The following is a 20026-nucleotide window of genomic DNA, read 5'->3' as shown; positions in this document are numbered from 1 at the left end:
CCTGATAGTCGCGCCACTTCCCCTTGAAGTTCATGTCCTTGAGCACAGCGGTTCGATAGCAGGTGCACTTTCACTCGACCATATGGTTCATTGAAGCTGAGATGGCAGGAATAACAGGTCAGCAAGGCGATCTCAGAACGACGGCTTAGGTGCCGAAAACTGAAGGGCAGGAACTTTATGAAAGGGGGGCAAAGGGACGCCGTCGTCGGTCTTTCCATCGGCGGCGCAGGGGGCGGAATGGCTCTGGGAGCCTCGAAATTGGTGAAAAACCTGAGCCTTTAACCGATCAAATCTCGGGGTAAATTAGAGGGTAAGCTCCGGAATGGTATAATAAAACACATTATAATTCATTGCTCTATAAGATTTATTCGAATCCCACCCTCTCCGCCAATCACCTAATCCTGAAAGCCCTTCCGCCTTCAGCACTGAGAACGGGTGTTACGCCAGTTCGCAAATAACGTCGTTACCTGAGCGAACTACCTTGTAACCCAGGGCTTGAAGCTCCCCAAGTGTCGATTGAGAGATATCTTTCGAGATCTGATAGTCTTCGTACTGCACCACTCGGGGCTTGAAGTTACCGCTGCTGAAGGCGCTCCGAATTATCTCCACATCGTAGCCTTCACAATCGGTAAGCAGGAAATTTGCGTCCGAATACTGCCTTATCACATCTTTGGCAGGCACCGTTTGGACTTGAATCGTGCGAATGTGGCTTTCAATTTTGCTGAACTTGCCTTCGTCGTAGCCAATACCACCCAACGCATTCCTGTCCCGAGAAAAAGAACCGATCCCCTTAGATGATCCGGGCAATCCAAATTTTTCAATGTCAGCATGCGAAACGTAGCTAAACTCGCGCTGGCCAGGTGCAGTAGCGTCATCGACTGCTAAATTGTGACATTTGACATATGGAAATTGGCGCATATTCGCCATCAACAGGTCGAAGTACTCTGGGATTGGTTCGAAAATCTGACCCCACTCGAATTCAAATGTCCGAGCGACATGATGTGGATAAAGTGGGTCCGCGTGTATACCATCATTTCCGCCGATCTGGATGTATCGAATTGGCTCTCTGTTTGGGAAAGCGCGCTTCAGGACGTCGCTTAGAACACTATTCATGGCCATAATTCATCCAATCATACTTTTATCATCAAACCGACAAAATCTTCCTCGACGGGCGATCAGGCTGGGAGTGTCACGATCGGGTCCGTATGTCGTCTGCCTTGCTGGTCTCGCGTTGACAAGCGTGAGCAGCGCTTGAGATCGCAAAAGAATTTGAGATAAACTAACGGTAGGTTTGACGGTTAGTGCCGCGGCTAGAAAGTATCCATCCACCCGCCGATCGTCCATCCGAGTCAACCTTCACGTAGTGAAAAGGCTTGGGTCTTAGTTGAGCTAAAAAAGGAAATACCAATCTATCTATGCGGGCCATCGGCAGTGCTGAATTTGGCACTTTAGAGGCAACTCGGTTTACCGAGGATCCATAAAATAGACGAATAATTATACCGCCAACGTCAGTGGTCGGCGGAAAACCAAATCAATTGCAATTTTTTCATTGATCCGCGCATTGATCCGATACGCTACCGATGCAGAGCATTTTGCAAAATTGAACGGGCCAGATAACAAGCGATGGGCATTTTTGGTGCTGGATGTTTCCGTCGGAGCGCTGGCTGATCTTGGCCGGTATGAGCCTTTCGGGGTCTATGAGCCATAACTTGCCAGTGGGGTGGGGTTAATTGTGAGCAAGCCCCTTTATTCTGAATAAATTTATCAAAAATAACAATCTCATATCCCGTCGGTAGGGCGGAAAACTGATCCTCTATCGACACCACTGATGGCTTGGGGCTACTGTCCGGCAAGGATAGTCGCCCGCATCGCAACATGGGCCACTTGCGTGAATGGAACGGGAATTGTGAACCTTCTTATAAGCACGCAGCTTGATTACTGGTTCGAACAACCTTGCGACGTTCTGCTTCAGGTGGAAGCGGCCGCGATTCCGGGCCAGACCATCGAACATGCCGATATCACGGTCACGCCGTGCGAACATTTCGCCCGCGTCCCGGCGCAAGATGGTGTGGGCGAGCGCATCTGGCTGCGTACGCAGGGCCAGATGCTGGTGAGCTACGAAGCAACCGTCAGCATCAAAAGGGCCGATGGCGATTGCGCCGGGCTGCCAGCAGTCCCGCTCCATCTTTTGCCGGGAGAGGCGGTGCCCTATCTGCTGCCTTCGCGCTATTGCCAATCCAACCAGTTCACCGATTTTGCCGAGGCGGAGTTTGGCGTGCTGGATGGCGGGGCCAAGATCGCGGCAATGCGCGACTGGATTGCCGGGCACCTGTCCTATGTGCCCGGTTCCAGCAATGCGGATACGACGGCGATCGATACGTTCCATGATGGCAAGGGTATCTGCCGCGATTACGCCCATCTGATGATCACCCTGGCCCGCGCTGCCGACATTCCGGCCCGGATCGCCAGTGTTTATGCACCGCGCGTGACTCCGCCTGATTTCCACGCCGTGGCCGAGGTGTTCCTTGGCGGGAATTGGCATATCGTCGATGCAACCGGAATGGCAACGGGCGCAGACACCGCCTTGATCGGCATCGGCCGCGACATTGGCGACGTTGCCTTTCTTACCGCCTTCGGGCCGTTGGAGATGAAAGGCCAAACCGTCAGCGTGAAAACGATGCAGCCCCAATGATTTGGTGATTGCCAAGTGCCTGCCGCTTGGCGATGAAGGTGCGGGGTCATGGACTTTTTCTTCATCCTTTTGTTCGGCGGGTTGATCGCGGCCCTGTGGCTGCGGGCTGACAAGCTTGAGCGCCGCGTCGCCTATCTGGTGCGCCAGCTTGATGCGCTCGCACACTCGCCTTCCGCGCGCCGGGAGGAGCCTGTTGCGCCGGCGGACAGCATCCGAAATGACGCGCATTCGCAGCAGCAGCCCATTGTCGAGCCTCCGATCGAACCTGCACCCGAACCGCTTGCCGACCCAGTCAGCGCCGAGCCGGAGCCAGCATCCGAACCCGCTATTGCCTATGCGACCGCGCCGGAAGAACAGCAGGCCGCCGCACCGAAGCGCGGGTTCTCGTTCGATTTCGAGGATATCTTTGGACGCCGCCTGCCGATTTGGGGCGGCGGGTTTGCACTGGCGATTGCGGGCATCTTCCTCGTGCGTTTCTCGATTGAAGCAGGCTTGCTGACCCCGATGGTGCGGGTGGCGCTGAGTTTTGTGTTCGGCCTCGCACTGCTGGCCGGAGCCGAAACGGCCCACCGCTTTGATGATCGTTTGCGCGATCCGCGCGTGCGGCAGGCACTGGCGGGGGCGGGGCTCGCGACGCTTTATGGCGCGTTCTATCTGGCGGGCACGGCTTACGGATTGATCGGGGCGGGCGCGGCGTTTGTCGGGCTGGCGGCGGTTACCGCAGGGGCCATCGCCTTGTCCTTGCGCTTCGGCCTGCCGAGTGCGGTAATCGGACTGGTCGGCGGGTTTGCCGCGCCGTTACTGGTTGATAGCGACAGCGCCAATGTGCCGCTGCTGTCCTTCTATCTGGCGCTGATCACTGGCGGGCTGGCTTGGAGCGGGCAGGCGCAGGCGCGCCCCTGGCTCGGCTATGCCGCGCTGGCGGCAGGGCTGGGTTGGGGCGTGCTGATGATGGTTGCGGGAGTTTCCAGCAGCTCGGATTTCGCCGCGCTGGGGGTTTACCTGATCGTGCTGGGAACGGTCTTGCCGGCGTTTCTCCATGCGAAGGGCGGGCCAAGCCTGCTGCATCTGATCGCAGGCGGGCTGGCGACGCTGCAGATGGCGGTGCTGGTCACCAATGCCGGGTTCGCGCCGCTGACATGGGGGCTGTATCTGCTGATCGCCGCCGCGCTTTCGGCGCTGGGCTGGCGGTTCGAGGCGTTGCGGCTGGGCACGCTGGTAGCGGCAGGGCTGGGGCTGTGGCTGCTGGTGATCTGGCCCGATCCGGATGCGCAGTTCTTTGCGCTGGTGGCTGCGGCGCAGGTCGTGATCTTTGCCGGGTTGCCGCTCGTCTACCAATGGCTTGCAAGGGCCAAGCTGATCGATCTGGCGCAGCTGGGTGCGGTCAGCCTGATCATGGGGATCATCATCTACACCCGCTTTGGCAGCTGGAGCGCGGATACGAGCGAGCCGTTGCTGGCAGCGGCAATCGCCGGGCTGGCACTGCTGCCGGGCGCGGGTTTTGCGTTGCTGTGGTGGCGCGGGGAAGAGGCCCAGACCCGTGAGGCACTGGTTGTGCTTGCCCCTGCGGCGTTGCTTGGATTTGCCGGACTTTTGCTGGTCACGCCTGCATGGCTTGCCCCGATGATGGCGCTGGCGGCAAGCGCGCCGATCCTGTGGTGTTATGCCCGGCGCGATGCGTTGGCGCTGCACTCTGCGGCATGGGCGGGGGCGGCTGTCACCGCGATTGCATTGATTGTAACGCCCGGCTTTGTGCCGGAAGTGACGCAGCTGGGCGATCTGCCGCAGGCTGCTGACACCGTTCGTGCCGGAATACGCTGGCTGGCGGCGGCGCTGCCGTTTGCCGCCATGGCCTTGATCGCACGTCCGGTTGCAGCGCGAAGCGTGGCAGAGGCTTTCGCCGTGCTGCTGACTTATGGCGTGATCGCGCAATTACTGCCCAGTGCGCCCCTGGCGTGGATTTCTGCGGCGGGCACCATTGCTCTGTTCATATTCCTGCCAGCGAGGCTAGCCGCATGGCTAAGCGCTTTGGCCATCACTGCGGCTTGGGCGATGGCTCCGGTGGCGGGCTGGGCAAGTGCGGGTGCGATGGCGCTGATTGGCGATCCGTTTATGGCGAGCAGCGCGGTTGCGCCTGCCGACCTGGCATTGCGCGTGCTGCCACTGTCGGCTGCACTGGCGGTTCTGCTGTGGAAGGGGCAAGGCCGCGCCATAGATTTCCGCACGGCAGTGCTGACCGGGCTCGGGCTGATCGGCGGGGTGATGCCGCACAGCCTGTTCAAGCAGGCCTTCGCGATCACCTCGCTGTTCCAGTTCGAACATTACGGCATGGGCGAAAGGACCATCTGGCAGGCGCTGCTTGTGCTCGCGGCCTACGGGGCGGGGAAGAAGCTGCCTGCGGGGCTAAGGCGTCCGGTCAGCCTTGGCCTGCTCGCCGCGGCTCTGGCGCATTTCGTATGGTTCACGCTGGCGCTGCACAATCCGCTGCTGGGCGTGCAGCATGTCGGGCCGACACCTGTCGCCAACTGGCTGACGCTGGCGTATTTGACTGCCATTGCCGCCATCTGGCTGGCACGGTTGCAATGGGGCGATGTGCCCGCAGCGGTGCAGCACGTGATCGATGCTGCGGTGATGCTGCTGGTCGCGCTGCTCGCCTATTCGCTGCTGCGGCAGGCGTTTGCCGGATCGGTGCTGCCGTCACGCGCGGTGGGGCAGACCGAAAGCCTGCTGACATCGCTGCTGGGCATCGTGCTGGCGCTGGGCTTCCTGTGGTGGGGATCGTGGCGCGGGCAGCGCAGCTGGCGGATCGGATCGCTGGTGCTGATGCTGATCGCGGTGATCAAGGTGTTCCTTATCGATGCGGCGGGCCTTGAAGGCCTGCTGCGGATCGCGAGCTTCATGGCGCTCGGCTTCAGCCTGATCGGGATCGGCTGGGTTTATTCGCGGCAATTGTCACAGCGCGGAGCGGCGGCCGGGTAGCGGCTGTAAGGCGCGCTGCCCGACTGGTCAGGCAGCCGCTGCCGCGATCACGTCAAGCGCCTCGATTTCGCTAATGACCTCGGCATATTTGGCCTGAAGATCGAACAGGTTGGCTTCGTGCGGGCCTTCGTGGCGGTCCGCGCAGGCATCACGCACCACCAGCGGGATGAAGCCGTATTGCATCGCATCGAGCGCGCTCGCCCGCACGCAGCCGGAGGTCGAATAGCCACCGATCAGCAGCGTATCGATGCCTTGTGTTTTCAGCCCCTCGGCCAGCTCTGTGCCGAAGAAGGCGGAAGGGTATTGCTTGGTGAACACCCGATCACCCGGCATTGGGGCAAGATCATCAGGGAAGGCACCAAGCGGTGATCCTTCGATAAAGGCCTTCAGCACCGGGGCCTTGCGATAGAACACTCCGCCGTTCGAACCATCCGGGCGGTAGCTGACATTGGTGAACACCACCGGCACCCCGGCCGCGCGCGCCGCATCGGCAAGCCGGCGGTTGCTGTCCTTGGCCGCCGCTGCTGTTTCCATATAGAGCGCCGAGCCTTCAGTCAGATAGGCCGCCACCACATCGACAATCAGCAACGCCGGCCGTGTTCCCGGCCGCAGCCGCCCCTCGTACACACCGGCATAATTGTCGGATGCCGAGGGGCCAGCCATCAGATGATCCCGCTTTCGGTGAGCCGTGCCAACTCGCCCGCGTCCATGCCGAGCCTTTCGGCGAAGACCTCGGCATTGTCCTGCCCCGGCGCGGCAGGCGCAGGGCGGCGGATCGTGCTGGGAGTTTTCGACAGCTTGGGGAAGGCGTTCTGCATCTTGATCTTCCCCCGGTTCTGGGTTTCGACCTCGATGATAGCCTCGCGCGCCTGAAAATGCGGATCGGCCATCATGTCGGGCGCGCGATACACACGGCCTGCGGGGATCGAATATTCGGTCATCAGCGCATCGACCTCGTCAACTGTCAGCGTTCCGGTCCATTCGTTGACCAGCGCGTCAAGTTCGTCCTGATGGATTCCGCGCGCGATATGGGTGGCATAACGTTCATCCTGCGCCAATTCGGGCCGGCCCATCGCCTGACACAATCGCGTGAAGATCGCATCGCCGTTGCCGCCGATCATGTAGCTGCCATCCTTGCAGCTATAGACGTTCGACGGCGCGATGCCTTTGAGCACCGAGCCGGAGCGTTCGCGGATCACGCCGTTGCGGTCATATTCGGGGACGAGGCCCTCCATCACCTGCAACACGGATTCGTAAAGAGCAGAATCGACGACCTGCCCTTCGCCGGTCTTCTCGCGGTGATGCAGCGCGGCAAGCACGCCCATGCAGCCATAGGTGGCACACAGCGTATCGCCGATCGAAATGCCCATGCGGGATGGCGGACGATCAGGCTCGCCCACGATATAGCGCCAGCCGCCCATTGCCTCGCCGATCCCGCCAAAGCCAGCGCGGTCGCTATACGGCCCATCCTGCCCATAACCGGACATGCGGGCGATGATCAGACCGGGGTTTATCGCGTGAAGTTCAGCCGGACTTAGGCCCCAGCGTTCCAGCGTGCCGGGCTTGAAGTTTTCGATCAGCACGTCGGCCTGGGCGATCAGGCGCTTGGCCAGCGCCTGACCTTCGGGCACGCGCAGGTTGCAGGTGACCGACCGCTTGTTGCGGGCGATCACTTCCCACTGCACTTTCTCGTCACCCTGACCCCAGTTGCGCATCGGATCGCCCGCGCCCGGCGGCTCGATCTTGACCACGTCTGCGCCCATGTCGCCGAGCAACTGGCCGCAGAAGGGGCCCGCCAGAAGCTGGCCCATTTCCACGACTTTTATGCCTGCAAGCGCGCTCATTCTGCGGCCTCCCTGAGGCTCGTCCAGACAGGCTGGACGGGGGCGGGCAGGCCGGTTTCGGCTTCGCAGTTCGCCCGCAGTGCATCAATGCCGGGGCCGTAATCAAACAATGGCAGTTCGCCGCGGCTGGCAGTCATTTCGCTGCGCAGTGCGGTGGTTGCGGCGGTGACCACCGCGCCTTCGCCATCCGCGATGACACCGTAGGCGCGCGCGCCTTCAGGGGTGACGAGACCTTGCCGGATTTCGAGACTGACCAGTTCAGGATCGCGTGCCAGCGGATCTCCCCAGCCGCCGCCGCCCCAGGTAATGAAGTGCAGCAAGTCGCCCGCCTTCACTGCGACGCTCTCGACCTTGTTGCCGACGATTTCTTGCGTCCCATCGGCGCGTTCGAGCACCTTCTTCGCCCGCGCGCCGGGATGCCCGCCATTCACGCCCCACGGGGGCACGAACCAGCGGTCGTCATGGATCGCAATCTCGCCATCGGCGAGGAAGCGGTAGGTCATGTGGATGCCATTGCCGCCGCGATGCAGCCCCGCGCCGCCGCTATCGGGCGCGGTTGAATAGCGCTCGATGCGAAGGGGGAAGTAGCGTTCGAGGAATTCGTTGGGGACGTTGGTGAAGCCCGGCCACAGCGAATGCCCGTCCGGCCCGTCACCCATCGGGCGGCCCGGAATCCCGCCGAAGCCGATCTGGAACAGCTGGAACCAGTCGCGGGTGCCATCCTCGCGGCTGTCCCAGCCTGAATAGAACAGGTGCGGCGAGGAGGAGAAGCCCGCGGCGTTGAGGAACTCCGGCGTCTTCTGCCCGAGCAATCCGCCGAGAATGTCGAAGATGCGCCCCAGCGCATGGGTGCGGCCCGACAGGGCGGCAGGGAAACGCGGCTTCAGTAGCGATCCTTCGGGGATGCGCACCTCGATCAGATCGTAGAACCCGTCATTGAACAGGATCTGCGGATCGAAGACCATGATCATGTAGATGCCGAAGAACATCTTGAACATGTTTTCATTGAGGAAGAAGTTGATCGAAGCGGCGGATTGCGGATCGGTGCCTTCGAAATCGAGGATCACCTTGTCCCCATCGCGCCACATGGTGCAGCGGATCTTGTAGGGGCCGTATCCCTTGCCGTCGTCGCAGATGTAATCTTCAAAGCTGACGGGCTCCTCGGCCACCGCCATCGCCAGCAGCGACTTCATTGCCCGGTGGTTACGCGCCAGCAGTTCCTGCGTGGCCGAGACATAGACGTCATCGCCAAACCGTTCTGCCATCTCCACCACACGGCGTGCGGCGACGCGGCAGCTGGCAATGAGTGCGTTGAGATCGGCCTGACACCAATCGGGCTTGCGGGTCTGGTGCATCACCAGCTTCATCAGGTCTTCGTTGTATTCGCCTTTTTTCCAGATCTTCACGGGCGGAATGCGCACGCCTTCTTCGAAGATCGACGACGCGCCGATCGGCATGGAGCCGGGCACAGAACCACCGATATCGCTCTGGTGGCCGAACATCGCAGTGAAGGCGATCAAGCGCCCATCCTTGAAAACCGGCAGCATCACCAGCCAGTCATTCGAGTGGCTGATCGCGCCCGCGCAGGAATAGGGATCGCTGAGGAAGATCATGTCTCCATCCTCAAGCGTGCCGTCATAGCTGATCAGGAAGCCGTCGATGAAGCTGCCGAACTGGCCGACGATCATCTTGCCGGCGGGATCGGCGATCAGCGGAAAGGCATCGCCCTGTTCACGGATGCCGGGTGACATGGCGGTGCGCACCAGCGTTGCGTCCATTTCGATGCGCGCGTTGCGCAGCGCGTTTTCGATAATGTCGAGGGTCACCGGGTCGATGGCGACCTTGGCAAAGGGGGTGGTGTTGGGTTCGATGATGCGGGCTGGCATGGTCTTAACCCTTCGCTTTCAGAGTGATGAGGATGTTGCCCACAGCATCCACGGCGGCGCGGCAATCATGTTCGACCAACGTGGTCGAATCCATTTCTGTGATGACCGCCGGGCCTTCGATCACGTCGCCCTGCCGCAGCTTGGCGCGGTCGTAGATCACGGCGGCGCGCTCGGCCCCGTCGATCCATACCGTGTGGTCGCGGATTTTGGCGGCTGACGGGTCGCCGTCGCCCTTGGGCAGCTGCGCGGCGGGCAGGGCGGGGGCCTGCCCCTGTGCCACGGCGCGCAGGTTCACGATTTCGTGGGGGGTATCCATGTTGAAGGTGAACAGCCTGAGGTGTTCTTCATCAAAGCGGGCGAGGATGCCTTCGATCCCGTCCTGCTCCAGCACCGCCTGCGTGATTGTCAGCGGCACTTCAAAGGCTTGGCCAGCATAGCGCACGTCAATTTCGAACAGCGAGGTTATCTGGTCCTCGGGGATGCCATCGGCCAGCAATTCGCTGCGGGTCTGCTGTGCCATGTCATCCAGAACCGCGACCAGATCGGCGATTGCCGTATCCTTGGCGAGGCGCGAGAAGCTGCGCGCCGTTTCCGTCCGCATCCGGGTGGTGGCATCGCCCAGCGCGCACAGCACGCCGGGGGAAACGGGCGAGATTGCGGGCCAGCTGCCCATCAACCGTGCGACGGCATTTACGTGCAGCGGCCCCGCGCCGCCAAAGCCCATCAGCGCAAATTCGCGCGGGTCATAGCCCTGCTGCACCGAGATCATGCGCAGCGCGCCGAACATGTTTTCATTGACGATATCGATGATCCCGCGCGCCGCTTCCATCAGGCTGATGCCAAGCGCATCGGCAATGGTCTGCACCGCCGCCTTCGCGCCTTCACGGTCCAGCTTGAAACTGCCGCCGAGCAGGTCTTCGGGCAGATAGCCCAGCACCACGTTCGCGTCCGTGACGGTAGGCAGCGTGCCGCCCTTGTTATAGGCGACCGGCCCCGGCACCGCGCCCGCGCTTTCCGGGCCGACGCGCAGCGCGCCGGTCAATTGCGGCACGTGGGCAATCGACCCGCCGCCCGCGCCCACGGTCTTCACGTCGAGCGCCGAAGCGCGCACCGACAGGTGCCCCACTTCGGTCGTGCGCTGACGGCGCGGCTCAAGCCCCTGGATCAGCGCCACGTCGGTAGACGTGCCGCCTACGTCCAGCGTCAGGATATTCTCGAAGCCCGCATTCTTCGCCACCCACAGCGCGCCGGTCACCCCGCCTGCGGGGCCGGACATCAGGATGTTGACGGGGTGTTCCTCGGCCTTCTGGCTGCTCATCAAGCCGCCGTCAGACCGCAGCAGCGACAAGCGGCCCTTGAAGCCTTCGGTCGCCAACCGGTCGCGCAGGTTGGAGACGTATTTCGACACCACCGGGCGCACCGCCGCGTTCGCCACAGTCGAGAGAGTGCGTTCATACTCCTGCATTTCGGGCAGGACTTCGTGGGACAGCGAGACGGGTATGCCGGGCAGTTCCTCGGCCGCGATTTCCCCGATCCGCGCTTCATGCGCGCCGTTCAGGTAAGCGTTCATCAGGCTGACGGTCAGCGCCTCGATCCCGTCACCCTTAAGCTTGCGCAGCGCGGCGCGCACCGCGTCTTCATCCAATGGCGCGACCTCGCGCCCTTGGGCGTCCATCCGGCCCGGCACTTCGACCGTGTGTTCCAGCCGCGCCAATGGCTGCGGCTTGGGCCATACGATCCACGCCGCAAGTCCGCCGGGTACGAAGCTGCGCGCGATCTGCATGATGTCGCGGTAACCCTGCGTGGTGACAAGGCCGACCTTCGCGCCTTTGCCCTCCAGCACGGCATTGGTCGCCACGGTGGTGCCGTGCAGAAAATAGGTGATGTCTTCGGCGGTGATCCCGGCCTGCGCCATGATCGCCTTTACGCCCGTCAGGATGCCTTCGGAGGAATCATGCGGGGTCGAAGGCGTCTTGTGCCGCCAGAATCCGCCGCTCGCCTCGTCAAACAGCAGCAGGTCGGTGAAAGTCCCGCCTACATCTACACCCAACCTGTACGTCATGCCGTGTCCTTGCTGTTGTGCTGTTATGCTGCGCGGGCGACCGCCGAAGGCAATTCGCGCCCCAGATGTCCCGCAAACCATTTGTTCGCGGCGATGGCCGCGTCCAGATCAATGCCCGTTGCCACACCAGACCGCACCATCATGTAGACGAGGTCTTCAGTGGCGATATTGCCCGTTGCACGCGGGGCAAAAGGGCACCCGCCCAGCCCGCCGAGCGAGGCGTCGAATACCCTGACACCCGCCTGATAGGCCGCCCATGCATTGGCGATGCCGGTGCCGCGGGTGTTGTGGAAATGGGCGCGCATCGGGATCGCAGGCCCAAGCAATGCGCCGAGCCTGCCGAACAATTCGCCCGCTTCGAAAGGCGTGCCGACCCCGATGGTATCGGCGAGCGCAATTTCCTCCGGCGCTTCGGCAGCAATTTCCGCGGCGATGGAGAGCACGGTTTCGTGCTTCACCTCGCCTTCGAATGGGCAACCGAAGGCTGCGCTGATGGTGACCTGCGCACGCATCCCTTCGGCCTTGGCAAAGCGCAGCATGGCGCGGGTTTCGGCGATGCCTTCCGCGATGGTCTGGCCTTGGTTCTTCTGGCCGAAGGTGTCGCTGGCCACCACCACGCATCCGACCTGATCGACCCCGCGCGCTCCTCCATCACGGGTGGCGAGCGCGCGCATCACGCCGCGCTTGTTCAGCACCAGGCCGATATAGGTGCAGTCTGCGCGGTCGGGCAGGCCAGCGATCACAGCTTCGGCATCGGCCATCTGCGGCACGCGGGCGGGGTGGACGAAGCTCGCCACCTCCAGCCGCCGTGCGCCATATCCGATCATGCGGTCGATCATGGCCAGTTTCACATCGGTGGCGATGATATCAGGCTCGTTCTGCAGCCCGTCACGCGGACCGACCTCGACCAGTTCGATGCTCTCGAAACCCATGGTGACTCGCCTGCTCCCGATTTGGAACCCAAGGGTGAATTACCCAATTTGTATACAATTGCAATCGGCCTGCGACAACCCGATCGCGGCCCGATCGCGGCAGAGCCGGTATCGGCCTGCAATGCCGCTATGGCTCCCCGATGCTATCGGCCGTGTTGGCGGCGCCAACGGTTTTGACGAAGGTGTGGAAGGCGCGGCGCAGGTGGCTGCCCATGACTGCACGCGCCCAATCGGCATCGCGGGCAGCAAAGGCGGCGACCAGTTCGTCATGATCGCGGGCTGACTGGCGCAGGTCTTCCGGCGAATAGGTGCGTGCCGTACGCAGCACCACGGGCGCCTCCACCAGTTTTGCCAGCATCTGCGCGAGACGCGGCGACTGGGCGGCATCGATGATCACTTCATGGAATGCGCGATTGGCTTCCAGAAAGCGCGCGACATCGGGAACGGGCTGCTCGATCGCCGCTTTCAACGCCAGATTGACAGCTTCCAGCTTGTCCATCTGCGCGCCGGAAAGGCGGCGTGCGGCGCGTTCTGCTGCATGGCATTCAAGCATCTGGCGCAGCGCGAACATTTCCTCGATATCGTCACGGCTCCAATCGGCCACGAACATTCGTTTGGTATCGCTGCGCACCAGCAGCAGTTCATCCTCCAGCCGCCGCACTGCCTCGCGCACGGGGGTGCGACTGACGCCGGTGATCTGGGTCAACTGGTCTTCTGTCAGCTGTTCGCCCGCCTTGGCCTCGCCGCTCAACAAGAAGGCGCGGATTGCGGAGTAGGCCTGTTCCGAAGCGCGGCTCATACCGATGCCATCTGGGTAAGGTGTGAAAACCGGGGGATGATCATACCCTTCCGTGATTGCGGCATGACAACCCGTGTCACAACCCCTGCGGCGACAAAAACACACATCCCGCACCGCAATCGTCACATTTGTGCAAAATGCTTGACGGGAGTTATTTGTATACAATAGTCACTACCCAACAGGCAACAGGGGTGTGCCGTGCAGCGTATCAAGGGCTTCATACCGATCGCGATGGATCAGGCAGCGGTGGCAAGCTGCGCGCCCTGTTCTGCGTCCGGCCAGCCGGGCCTCCAACCATTCCACGTTTCGACAGATCACGTTTCGATAGGCGGGGCCAATCGCCGCGTCTGATCCCTCCCTAACATTCCTTTACAGGAGAGCCGTCCCATGAATGTCCGTTTGGTTCTTGCCTCTGGCGCGGCTCTTGGTGCCATTGCCTTCACCGCGCCCGCGATTGCGCAGGATTCGGTCGCCACCGGCCAGGTTGCGGAGGAAGATAACGCAATCATCGTCACCGCCCGTCGCCAGTCGGAAAGCCTCGCAGATGTGCCTGCCGCCGTCACGGTGTTCAGCGCTGAAACCCTCGCCAAAACGGGCGTGCAGCGCGCTGACGATTTCATCCAGCTGACGCCGGGCGTCACCATTGTCACCGGCACGGCAGAGGCGGGCGATACCCAGATCAACATCCGCGGGATCAATGGCGCACGCGACGCGGAAAGCTCGGTCGCGCTGGTAGTTGACGGGATCCTGAAAACCAACACCGCGCAGCTGAACCAGAACCAGGGCACGCTGCGGCAGGTGGAAATCCTCAAAGGCCCGCAGGGCGCGCTCTATGGCCGCAACGCTGCGGCAGGCGCGATCGTGCTGCAAACGCTGAAGCCGGGCGATGTGCTGGAAGGCGGGGTGCTGGTGCGCGCCGCGCAGGACAATACCTATCTCGCCAACGCCTATATCGCGACCCCGATCGGCGATTCTGCCGGGCTGGTGCTGTCGGGCAATTATTCCACCACCGACGGGTTTTTTCGCAACACCTTCCTCGGCAATTCCAAGACAGTCGATGATCAGGAAGTCTGGGGGATCGACGGGCGCTTCGTCGCCGAACTCGGGCCGAACACCGAACTGGATGTAAAGGCGCGCTATGCCGATCTCAGCGGGGCTTCGATCAACTTCAACGCCAGCTTCCACCTGCCCAATTTCGCCGCAGTCGATCCGGCTTTCTTCGAGGATGTGAACACCCGGCAGTTCGGTTATTATTCGAACATCCGCCCCACCAATGACCAGACCACTTTCGAAGCATCAGCCAAGGTCGAACATGATTTCGAAGGCGCAACGCTGACAGCGTGGGTGCTTTATACCGATGTCGACCAGTCGCTGACCGCTGACGGCACCTCGGCCGATTTTGCGCGCTTCACCTTCCCCGGTGCGACCCCGGCTTCGGTCGCGGCATCCAATGCGTGCTTCGGAACCACGGCCGCATTGACCGGCTTCCCGCTCAACGCCCCCACCTTCATCGGCAACAACCCAATCCCATTCATTTTCGATCCGGTGAACGGTTCGACCTTCGGCGCCTATAGCCCGACGACCTGCGACGGCACCCAGCTTCAGGTGCGCCAGCAGGAAGACATCAGCGGCGAAATCCGGCTTGCCTCCAACGGCGATGATGCGGTGAACTGGCAGCTTGGCGCCTATTACCTGCATATCGAACGCGAAGTCGGGATCAGCCTTGGCGCCGATCTTGGCCAGGGTGTCAGCCGCCAGCTTTACAATGCGCCGGGATCAAGCAACCCGACGACCCAGCTTTACCATGATGCCTTCACCACCGATGTCTATGCGCTGTTCGCATCGGTTGATGCCGATCTGTCAGACCGCTTCAACGTCAGCGTGGCAGGCCGGTACGATATCGAGGATCGTCAGGTCGAAAGCCTGGTGCCGGCCGTGTTCGATCCGATCACCGGCGGCCCGATCAACCCCGGCCAGCAGGTGGTGGCGGGCGCAGTGCAGCCGATCGCGCCGCAATCGCAAACCTTCAAGCAGTTCCAGCCCAAGATTTCGCTGCGGTATGAACTGACCGACGATATAAACCTTTACGGCAACTGGGGCATCGGCTTCAAATCGGGCGGCTTCAACAATCAGGGATCGGCCGCGATTGTCGAAACCGGGCTGAACCAGTTCATCGGCAGCACCGTGCTGATCGATGACCAGTACCGTAAGGAAGTGTCCAGCGCCTTCGAAGCGGGGATCAAGGGCACATTGCTGGATGGCGCAGTGACGTTCGATCTGGCGGGATATTACACCAAGATCGACGATATGCAGTTCTTCGAATTCTTCGTCGGCGGGTTCGGCCTGCTGCGCGTGGTTTCGAACATCGACGAGGTCGAGGTTTACGGCGCGGAGCTCAACCTGACTGCCGAGTTGATGCAGGGCTGGACGGTGTTCGGTTCGGCCAACGTCACCGAAAGCGAGATCCTCGCCAACGCCTCGCGCCCGGTGACGGTGGGCAACAAATCGCCCTATACCGCCGATTACACGCTGAACTTCGGCACCCAGCTTGATCTGCCGGTGTCGAACAGCATCGATTTCGTCACCCGCGCCGATTACCGCATCACCGGGCCGACATGGTTCCACTCCTTGCAGGACGATCCCAATCCCACGCTGTTCAGCGGCCTGCTGCCCGGTTCGGCGCTGGCGCTTCCGGCCTTTGTGGGCGATGCCGATTATACCGTGGCGCAGCGCGATGCCTTTGGCGTGATGGATCTGCGCATCGGGTTTGAAGGCGAACAGTGGTCGATCACGGCCTATGCCGAAAACCTGTTCAACGAAAAGTACCTCAACGAAGTGATTACCGCGGTCGAATTCGGCGGATCATTCATCTCGCCCGGCGCACGCCAGCGCTTCGGGGTGGAACTGGGGTACAAGTTCTAAAACCATAAGAGCCCTTCGGGGGACGCCAACGAAAACAAGTTGAAGCGCGCGGGGTTTTGCGACCCGCCCCGCGCGCTTCTTTTTTTGCGGCGGTCAGGGGGCAGGGGCGCTCCACCACGATAATGTCTGGTTGTCATGGGCTGAAGTCCACACGCCTTTGGGCGTCCAGCGCAAAGCGCCGCTGCCGACAGCATCACCCATCCGCGCCCTGATTTCGAGGCTGGCGGGATCGATCACCACCAGCGCCTGATCATCGGTGGTGCGCAGCCACACCATGCCGCCGCCGGTATCGATATCGCCCCATTTCAGATTGTCGCCCACCTTGGTGCGGCCCGCGACTGTCAGCGCCGCCGGATCAACCTTGGCCACGGTGCCATCGCCCTGTTCCTGCACCCACACCGCGCCTTCGCCTGCCGCAAGGAAGCCCGGCGTATCGCCCAGCGGAGTGGTGCCAACCACGGTGTTGGTGGCGGGATCGATCTTCTGCAGCACCTTGCCTTCGCTGCTGACCGCCCAGATCGCGTCAAACCCGAAGGCAAGATACCATGTTTCCGGCGCAACCGGGATGGTGGCGATCACAGTGTTGGTGGCAGGATCGATCCGCGCGACCTTGCCCGCCGGATCGCTTGCCACCCAGACCGATCCGGCACCCGCGACCACGTTGGTTTCGCCCTTGGGGTTGGCAAGGCCGGTGGCGATCTTGGCTTCAAGCGCGGCAGTTTTCAGGTTCACGCGCCACACCTCGCCGCCCTTGCAATTGGCGACCCACAGCGCGCCTTCGGCAATCGCCATGGTGCCGCAGGGGCGCGGCACGGCGAGGCTGGCGAGCTTTTCACTGGTGCTCCACTGTTCCACGCGCCCATCATTGGTGACCCACGCGGTATCGCCATCAATCGCGATGAAATCGGCAAAGCCTGGGACTTTCAGCGCCTTTTCGGTGAGGTCCGGCGCTTCACCAGTTGCAGGCGGCGGAGGCGCATCGGGCGCGCAGGAGGCGAGCAGTGCGCCCGCCATGATCAGCGAGAGGGGGCGGTTAGCAGGATGAGATGTCATCGCAGTCCTTCCATCAGGTCGCGGGCGCGAGGCGGCGCAAAAGCGCGCCGCTTCCCCCAGAATTGCAGCAGGATTAGATATATTACATTTCTTCGCAATCGTAATAATTCCCCATAGACAAACGCTGATGATGGGAGGATGCTGCGACTGCGAAAGGATCCCGAATCATGCTCCAACAGCTTCGCCGCGCAGCCCGTTTTCTCGTTATCGCCTGCGCGCTCGCGGTGGCGGCCTGTTCGGGGGGCGAGGAAGAAGCCGCCCAGCCGCGCAGCGAATTCGCCATCGGCTGGTCGATCTATGCCGGCTGGATGCCATGGCCCTACGCGCAGCAGGCCGGGATCGTGAAGAAATGGGGCGACAAGTACGGGATCGAAATCCGCTTCGTGCAGGTCAATGATTATATCGAAAGTGTGAACCAGTACACCGCGGGCAAGCTGGACGGGGTAACAGTCGCCAATATGGACGCGCTGACCATCCCTGCGGCGGGCGGCAAGGATACCAGCGCGATCATCCTTGGCGATTATTCCAACGGCAATGATGCGGTGCTGCTGAAGGGCGCGGATGGCGTGACGGGGATGAAGGGGCGGCAGGTCTATCTGGCCGAACTGTCGGTCTCGCATTACCTGTTGGCGCGTGCGCTGGAAGAAAACGGGATGAAGCTGACCGCTGTGAAAACGGTCAACACATCGGATGCCGATATTGCCGCCGCCTTTGCCTCGCCCGATGTCACCGCAGCGGTGGCGTGGAACCCGCAGGTGACGACCATGAAGGGCGTGGCGGGCACCAAGGCGGTGTTTTCCTCGGCCGATATTCCGGGCGAGATCCTCGATCTGATGGTGGTCGATACCAAGGTGCTGGCGGCCAACCCCAACCTTGGCAAGGCGTTGGCGGGGATCTGGTATGAAACCATGACGCTGATGATGCGGCAGGATGCCGAGGGCGCCGCCGCACGCGCCGCGATGGCCCAGCTGGCGGGAACGACACCAGACGTGTTCGAAGGCCAGCTTGCCACCACCTTCCTCTATGCCGATCCCGAGGCAGCGGTCGCGGCGATGTCGGCCGATAGCTTGGTAAACACCATGACCCGCGTGCGCGATTTCAGCTTTGCGCAAGGCCTGTTCGGTCAGGGCGCCCGTTCTGCCGATGCGGTGGGGATGGCATTCCCGGCGGGCAAGACGCTGGGCGACACGGCCAATATCAGACTGCGGTTCGATCCCACCTTCATGCAAATGGCAGCGGACGGGGCACTATAGGCCAATGCGCTGGGTCAACCGCACTCCGGGGCGCGGCGCGGCCTTCCTGTTGGGCGCGCTGCCGCTGGCGGTTCTCGCGCTAACCTACATCATCGCCGCGGCAGCGCGGCATGCTGCCAACCCCGCTGACAAAATCCTGCCCCTGCCGGGTGCGATGGCAGAGGCGATGGCGCTGCTGGCGTTTCAGGCCGATCCGCTGTCCGGCGAATACCTGTTCTGGGCCGATACGATCGCGAGTGTCTGGCGGCTTGGTGTAGGATTGGGGATTGCGACCATCTCGACCTTGTTGGTCGGGCTGGTTCTGGGCAGCTTGCCCCCGGTTAGAGCCACGCTAGGCCCCCTCTTGACCGCGATTGCTGTCGTTCCTCCCATCGCTTTGCTGCCAATCCTGTTTATCGTGTTTGGATTGGGGGAGACGGCCAAAGTGGCGCTGATCGTGGTCGGTGTGACCCCGTTCATGATCCGCGATGTGGCAGGGCACGTTGGGGCTCTGCCGCGCGAACAGGTGATCAAGGCGCTGACTTTAGGGGCAAATTCGTGGGGCGTGATGCTGCGCGTTGCCTTGCCCCAGGCGATGCCGCGGCTGATACAGGCGTTGCGATTGTCGCTTGGGCCGGCGTGGGTGTTCCTGATTTCGGCCGAGGCGATCGCGGCTGATGTAGGGCTGGGATATCGCATCTTTCTGGTGCGCCGCTATCTCGCGATGGATGTGATCCTGCCTTACGTGGCATGGATCGCGGTGCTGGCGGTAATCATTGATTTTACACTCGTATTTCTGAGCCGTCGGCTGTTCGGCTGGGCCCACGCGGCGGCGCATTGATGGCGATGCTGAGCCTCAGGAACCTGTGGGTCGAATATGGCGACAAGGTCGTGCTGGAGCGGATTTCGCTCGATATCACAGAGGGTTCCTTCGTCTCGATTGTTGGCCCGTCGGGGGCAGGGAAGAGCAGCCTGCTGCGCGTGATCCTGGGGCAGGAGCAGCCGACGCGTGGCTCGATCACCCTCGATGGCACGCCCTTGCCCGCCGAATGCGGGCCGGATCGGGGGGTGGTGTTTCAGCGCTATTCGGTGTTCCCGCATTTAACTGTGCTGGGCAACACATTGCTGGGACTGGAGTTTTCCGCCTCGCCATTCACCGCCCGGCTGTTCGGCAGCCAGCGCCGCGCCGCAGTTGGGGAAGCCGAGGCGATGCTTGACTCAGTCGGGTTGGCTGACAGCCGCAACCTCTATCCCACGCAAATGTCAGGCGGAATGCAGCAACGCCTTGCGATTGCGCAGGCCCTGATCAAGCGTCCGAGGATATTGCTGCTGGACGAGCCTTTCGGTGCGCTGGATCCCGGTATCCGCGCCGATATGCACACGCTGATCACCCGGCTGTGGCGCGAGCACGGGCTCACGATCATCATGGTAACCCATGATATAAAAGAGGCTTTTTCGCTCGGCACCCGTGTTCTGACGCTGGACAACCACCGCCATGATCCGCACGCGCCGCACCGCTATGGTGCGGGTGTGGTCTACGATCTGGCGCTGCGCAAATCAGCGGCCGGCGTGGACGATGGCAGTATTACGATTGACGCGAATCATAATAACGGACACGATTGACC

At 61.9% G+C, this 20026-nt stretch carries 14 protein-coding genes; 6 read left to right on the top strand and 8 right to left on the bottom strand.

Going from position 1 to position 20026, the window contains the following annotated elements; all coding sequences use genetic code 11:
* Positions 1-438: 438 nt before the first annotated feature.
* The gene (locus IP79_RS05685; protein WP_197273748.1) at positions 439-1113 is read right to left on the bottom strand and encodes an FkbM family methyltransferase; all 675 of its coding nucleotides are present in this window, start codon (positions 1111-1113) and stop codon (positions 439-441) included.
* Positions 1114-1906: 793 nt separating this feature from the next.
* On the opposite strand from IP79_RS05685, the gene IP79_RS05680 reads away from it, so the two are divergent.
* A complete protein-coding gene (locus IP79_RS05680) occupies positions 1907-2692 on the top strand; it encodes a transglutaminase-like domain-containing protein (protein WP_054118317.1) in 786 nt (261 codons plus the stop codon).
* 48 nt (positions 2693-2740) lie between these two features.
* Positions 2741-5671, top strand: coding sequence for a DUF2339 domain-containing protein (locus tag IP79_RS05675; RefSeq protein WP_054118316.1), 2931 nt, complete (start codon positions 2741-2743; stop codon positions 5669-5671).
* 27 nt (positions 5672-5698) lie between these two features.
* Here the strand turns inward: IP79_RS05675 and IP79_RS05670 are convergent, their stop codons facing one another.
* The 6 genes from IP79_RS05670 to IP79_RS05645 all read right to left on the bottom strand — a co-directional run bounded on the left by IP79_RS05670 (position 5699) and on the right by IP79_RS05645 (position 13194).
* The gene (locus IP79_RS05670) at positions 5699-6334 is read right to left on the bottom strand and encodes an isochorismatase family protein (protein ID WP_054118315.1); all 636 of its coding nucleotides are present in this window, start codon (positions 6332-6334) and stop codon (positions 5699-5701) included.
* Positions 6334-7515 carry a CaiB/BaiF CoA transferase family protein gene (locus IP79_RS05665; protein ID WP_054118314.1) on the bottom strand — a complete coding sequence of 394 codons (1182 nt, stop codon included), beginning with the start codon at positions 7513-7515 and terminating at the stop codon, positions 6334-6336. Before IP79_RS05665 ends, IP79_RS05670 begins: the two co-directional genes overlap by 1 nt.
* On the bottom strand, positions 7512-9401 hold the full coding sequence (locus tag IP79_RS05660) for a hydantoinase B/oxoprolinase family protein (RefSeq protein WP_054118313.1): 1890 nt from the start codon (positions 9399-9401) through the stop codon (positions 7512-7514). The genes IP79_RS05665 and IP79_RS05660 overlap by 4 nt, the downstream gene beginning before the upstream one ends.
* A gap of 4 nt (positions 9402-9405) precedes the next feature.
* Positions 9406-11463, bottom strand: coding sequence for a hydantoinase/oxoprolinase family protein (locus tag IP79_RS05655; protein WP_054118312.1), 2058 nt, complete (start codon positions 11461-11463; stop codon positions 9406-9408).
* A gap of 23 nt (positions 11464-11486) precedes the next feature.
* On the bottom strand, positions 11487-12395 hold the full coding sequence (locus IP79_RS05650) for a hydroxymethylglutaryl-CoA lyase (RefSeq protein ID WP_054118311.1): 909 nt from the start codon (positions 12393-12395) through the stop codon (positions 11487-11489).
* Between the two features lie 127 nt (positions 12396-12522).
* Positions 12523-13194, bottom strand: coding sequence for a GntR family transcriptional regulator (locus IP79_RS05645; RefSeq protein ID WP_054118310.1), 672 nt, complete (start codon positions 13192-13194; stop codon positions 12523-12525).
* A gap of 387 nt (positions 13195-13581) precedes the next feature.
* Here IP79_RS05645 and IP79_RS05640 point away from each other — a divergent pair, with 387 nt between their 5' ends.
* Positions 13582-16116 carry a TonB-dependent receptor gene (locus IP79_RS05640; RefSeq protein ID WP_054118309.1) on the top strand — a complete coding sequence of 845 codons (2535 nt, stop codon included), beginning with the start codon at positions 13582-13584 and terminating at the stop codon, positions 16114-16116.
* A 93-nt stretch (positions 16117-16209) separates the two neighbouring features.
* Here IP79_RS05640 and IP79_RS05635 read toward each other — a convergent pair whose 3' ends face one another.
* A complete protein-coding gene (locus IP79_RS05635; protein ID WP_054118308.1) occupies positions 16210-17169 on the bottom strand; it encodes a hypothetical protein in 960 nt (319 codons plus the stop codon).
* A 167-nt stretch (positions 17170-17336) separates the two neighbouring features.
* Between IP79_RS05635 and IP79_RS05630 the strand changes: the two genes are divergently transcribed.
* From IP79_RS05630 to IP79_RS05620, 3 genes are read left to right on the top strand one after another with little or no spacing between them, the layout of a single operon-like run.
* A complete protein-coding gene (locus IP79_RS05630; protein WP_054118307.1) occupies positions 17337-18422 on the top strand; it encodes a putative urea ABC transporter substrate-binding protein in 1086 nt (361 codons plus the stop codon).
* A 4-nt stretch (positions 18423-18426) separates the two neighbouring features.
* On the top strand, positions 18427-19242 hold the full coding sequence (locus IP79_RS05625) for an ABC transporter permease (RefSeq protein WP_054118306.1): 816 nt from the start codon (positions 18427-18429) through the stop codon (positions 19240-19242).
* 5 nt (positions 19243-19247) lie between these two features.
* Positions 19248-20024 (top strand): ABC transporter ATP-binding protein, encoded by a 777-nt coding sequence (locus IP79_RS05620; RefSeq protein ID WP_082337038.1) that lies wholly within the window; start codon positions 19248-19250, stop codon positions 20022-20024.
* The last annotated feature ends 2 nt before the right edge of the window (positions 20025-20026 follow it).

Source organism: Porphyrobacter sp. AAP60 (assembly GCF_001296025.1).
Lineage (GTDB): Bacteria > Pseudomonadota > Alphaproteobacteria > Sphingomonadales > Sphingomonadaceae > Erythrobacter.
This window is presented reverse-complemented; position numbering and strand designations above follow the sequence as displayed.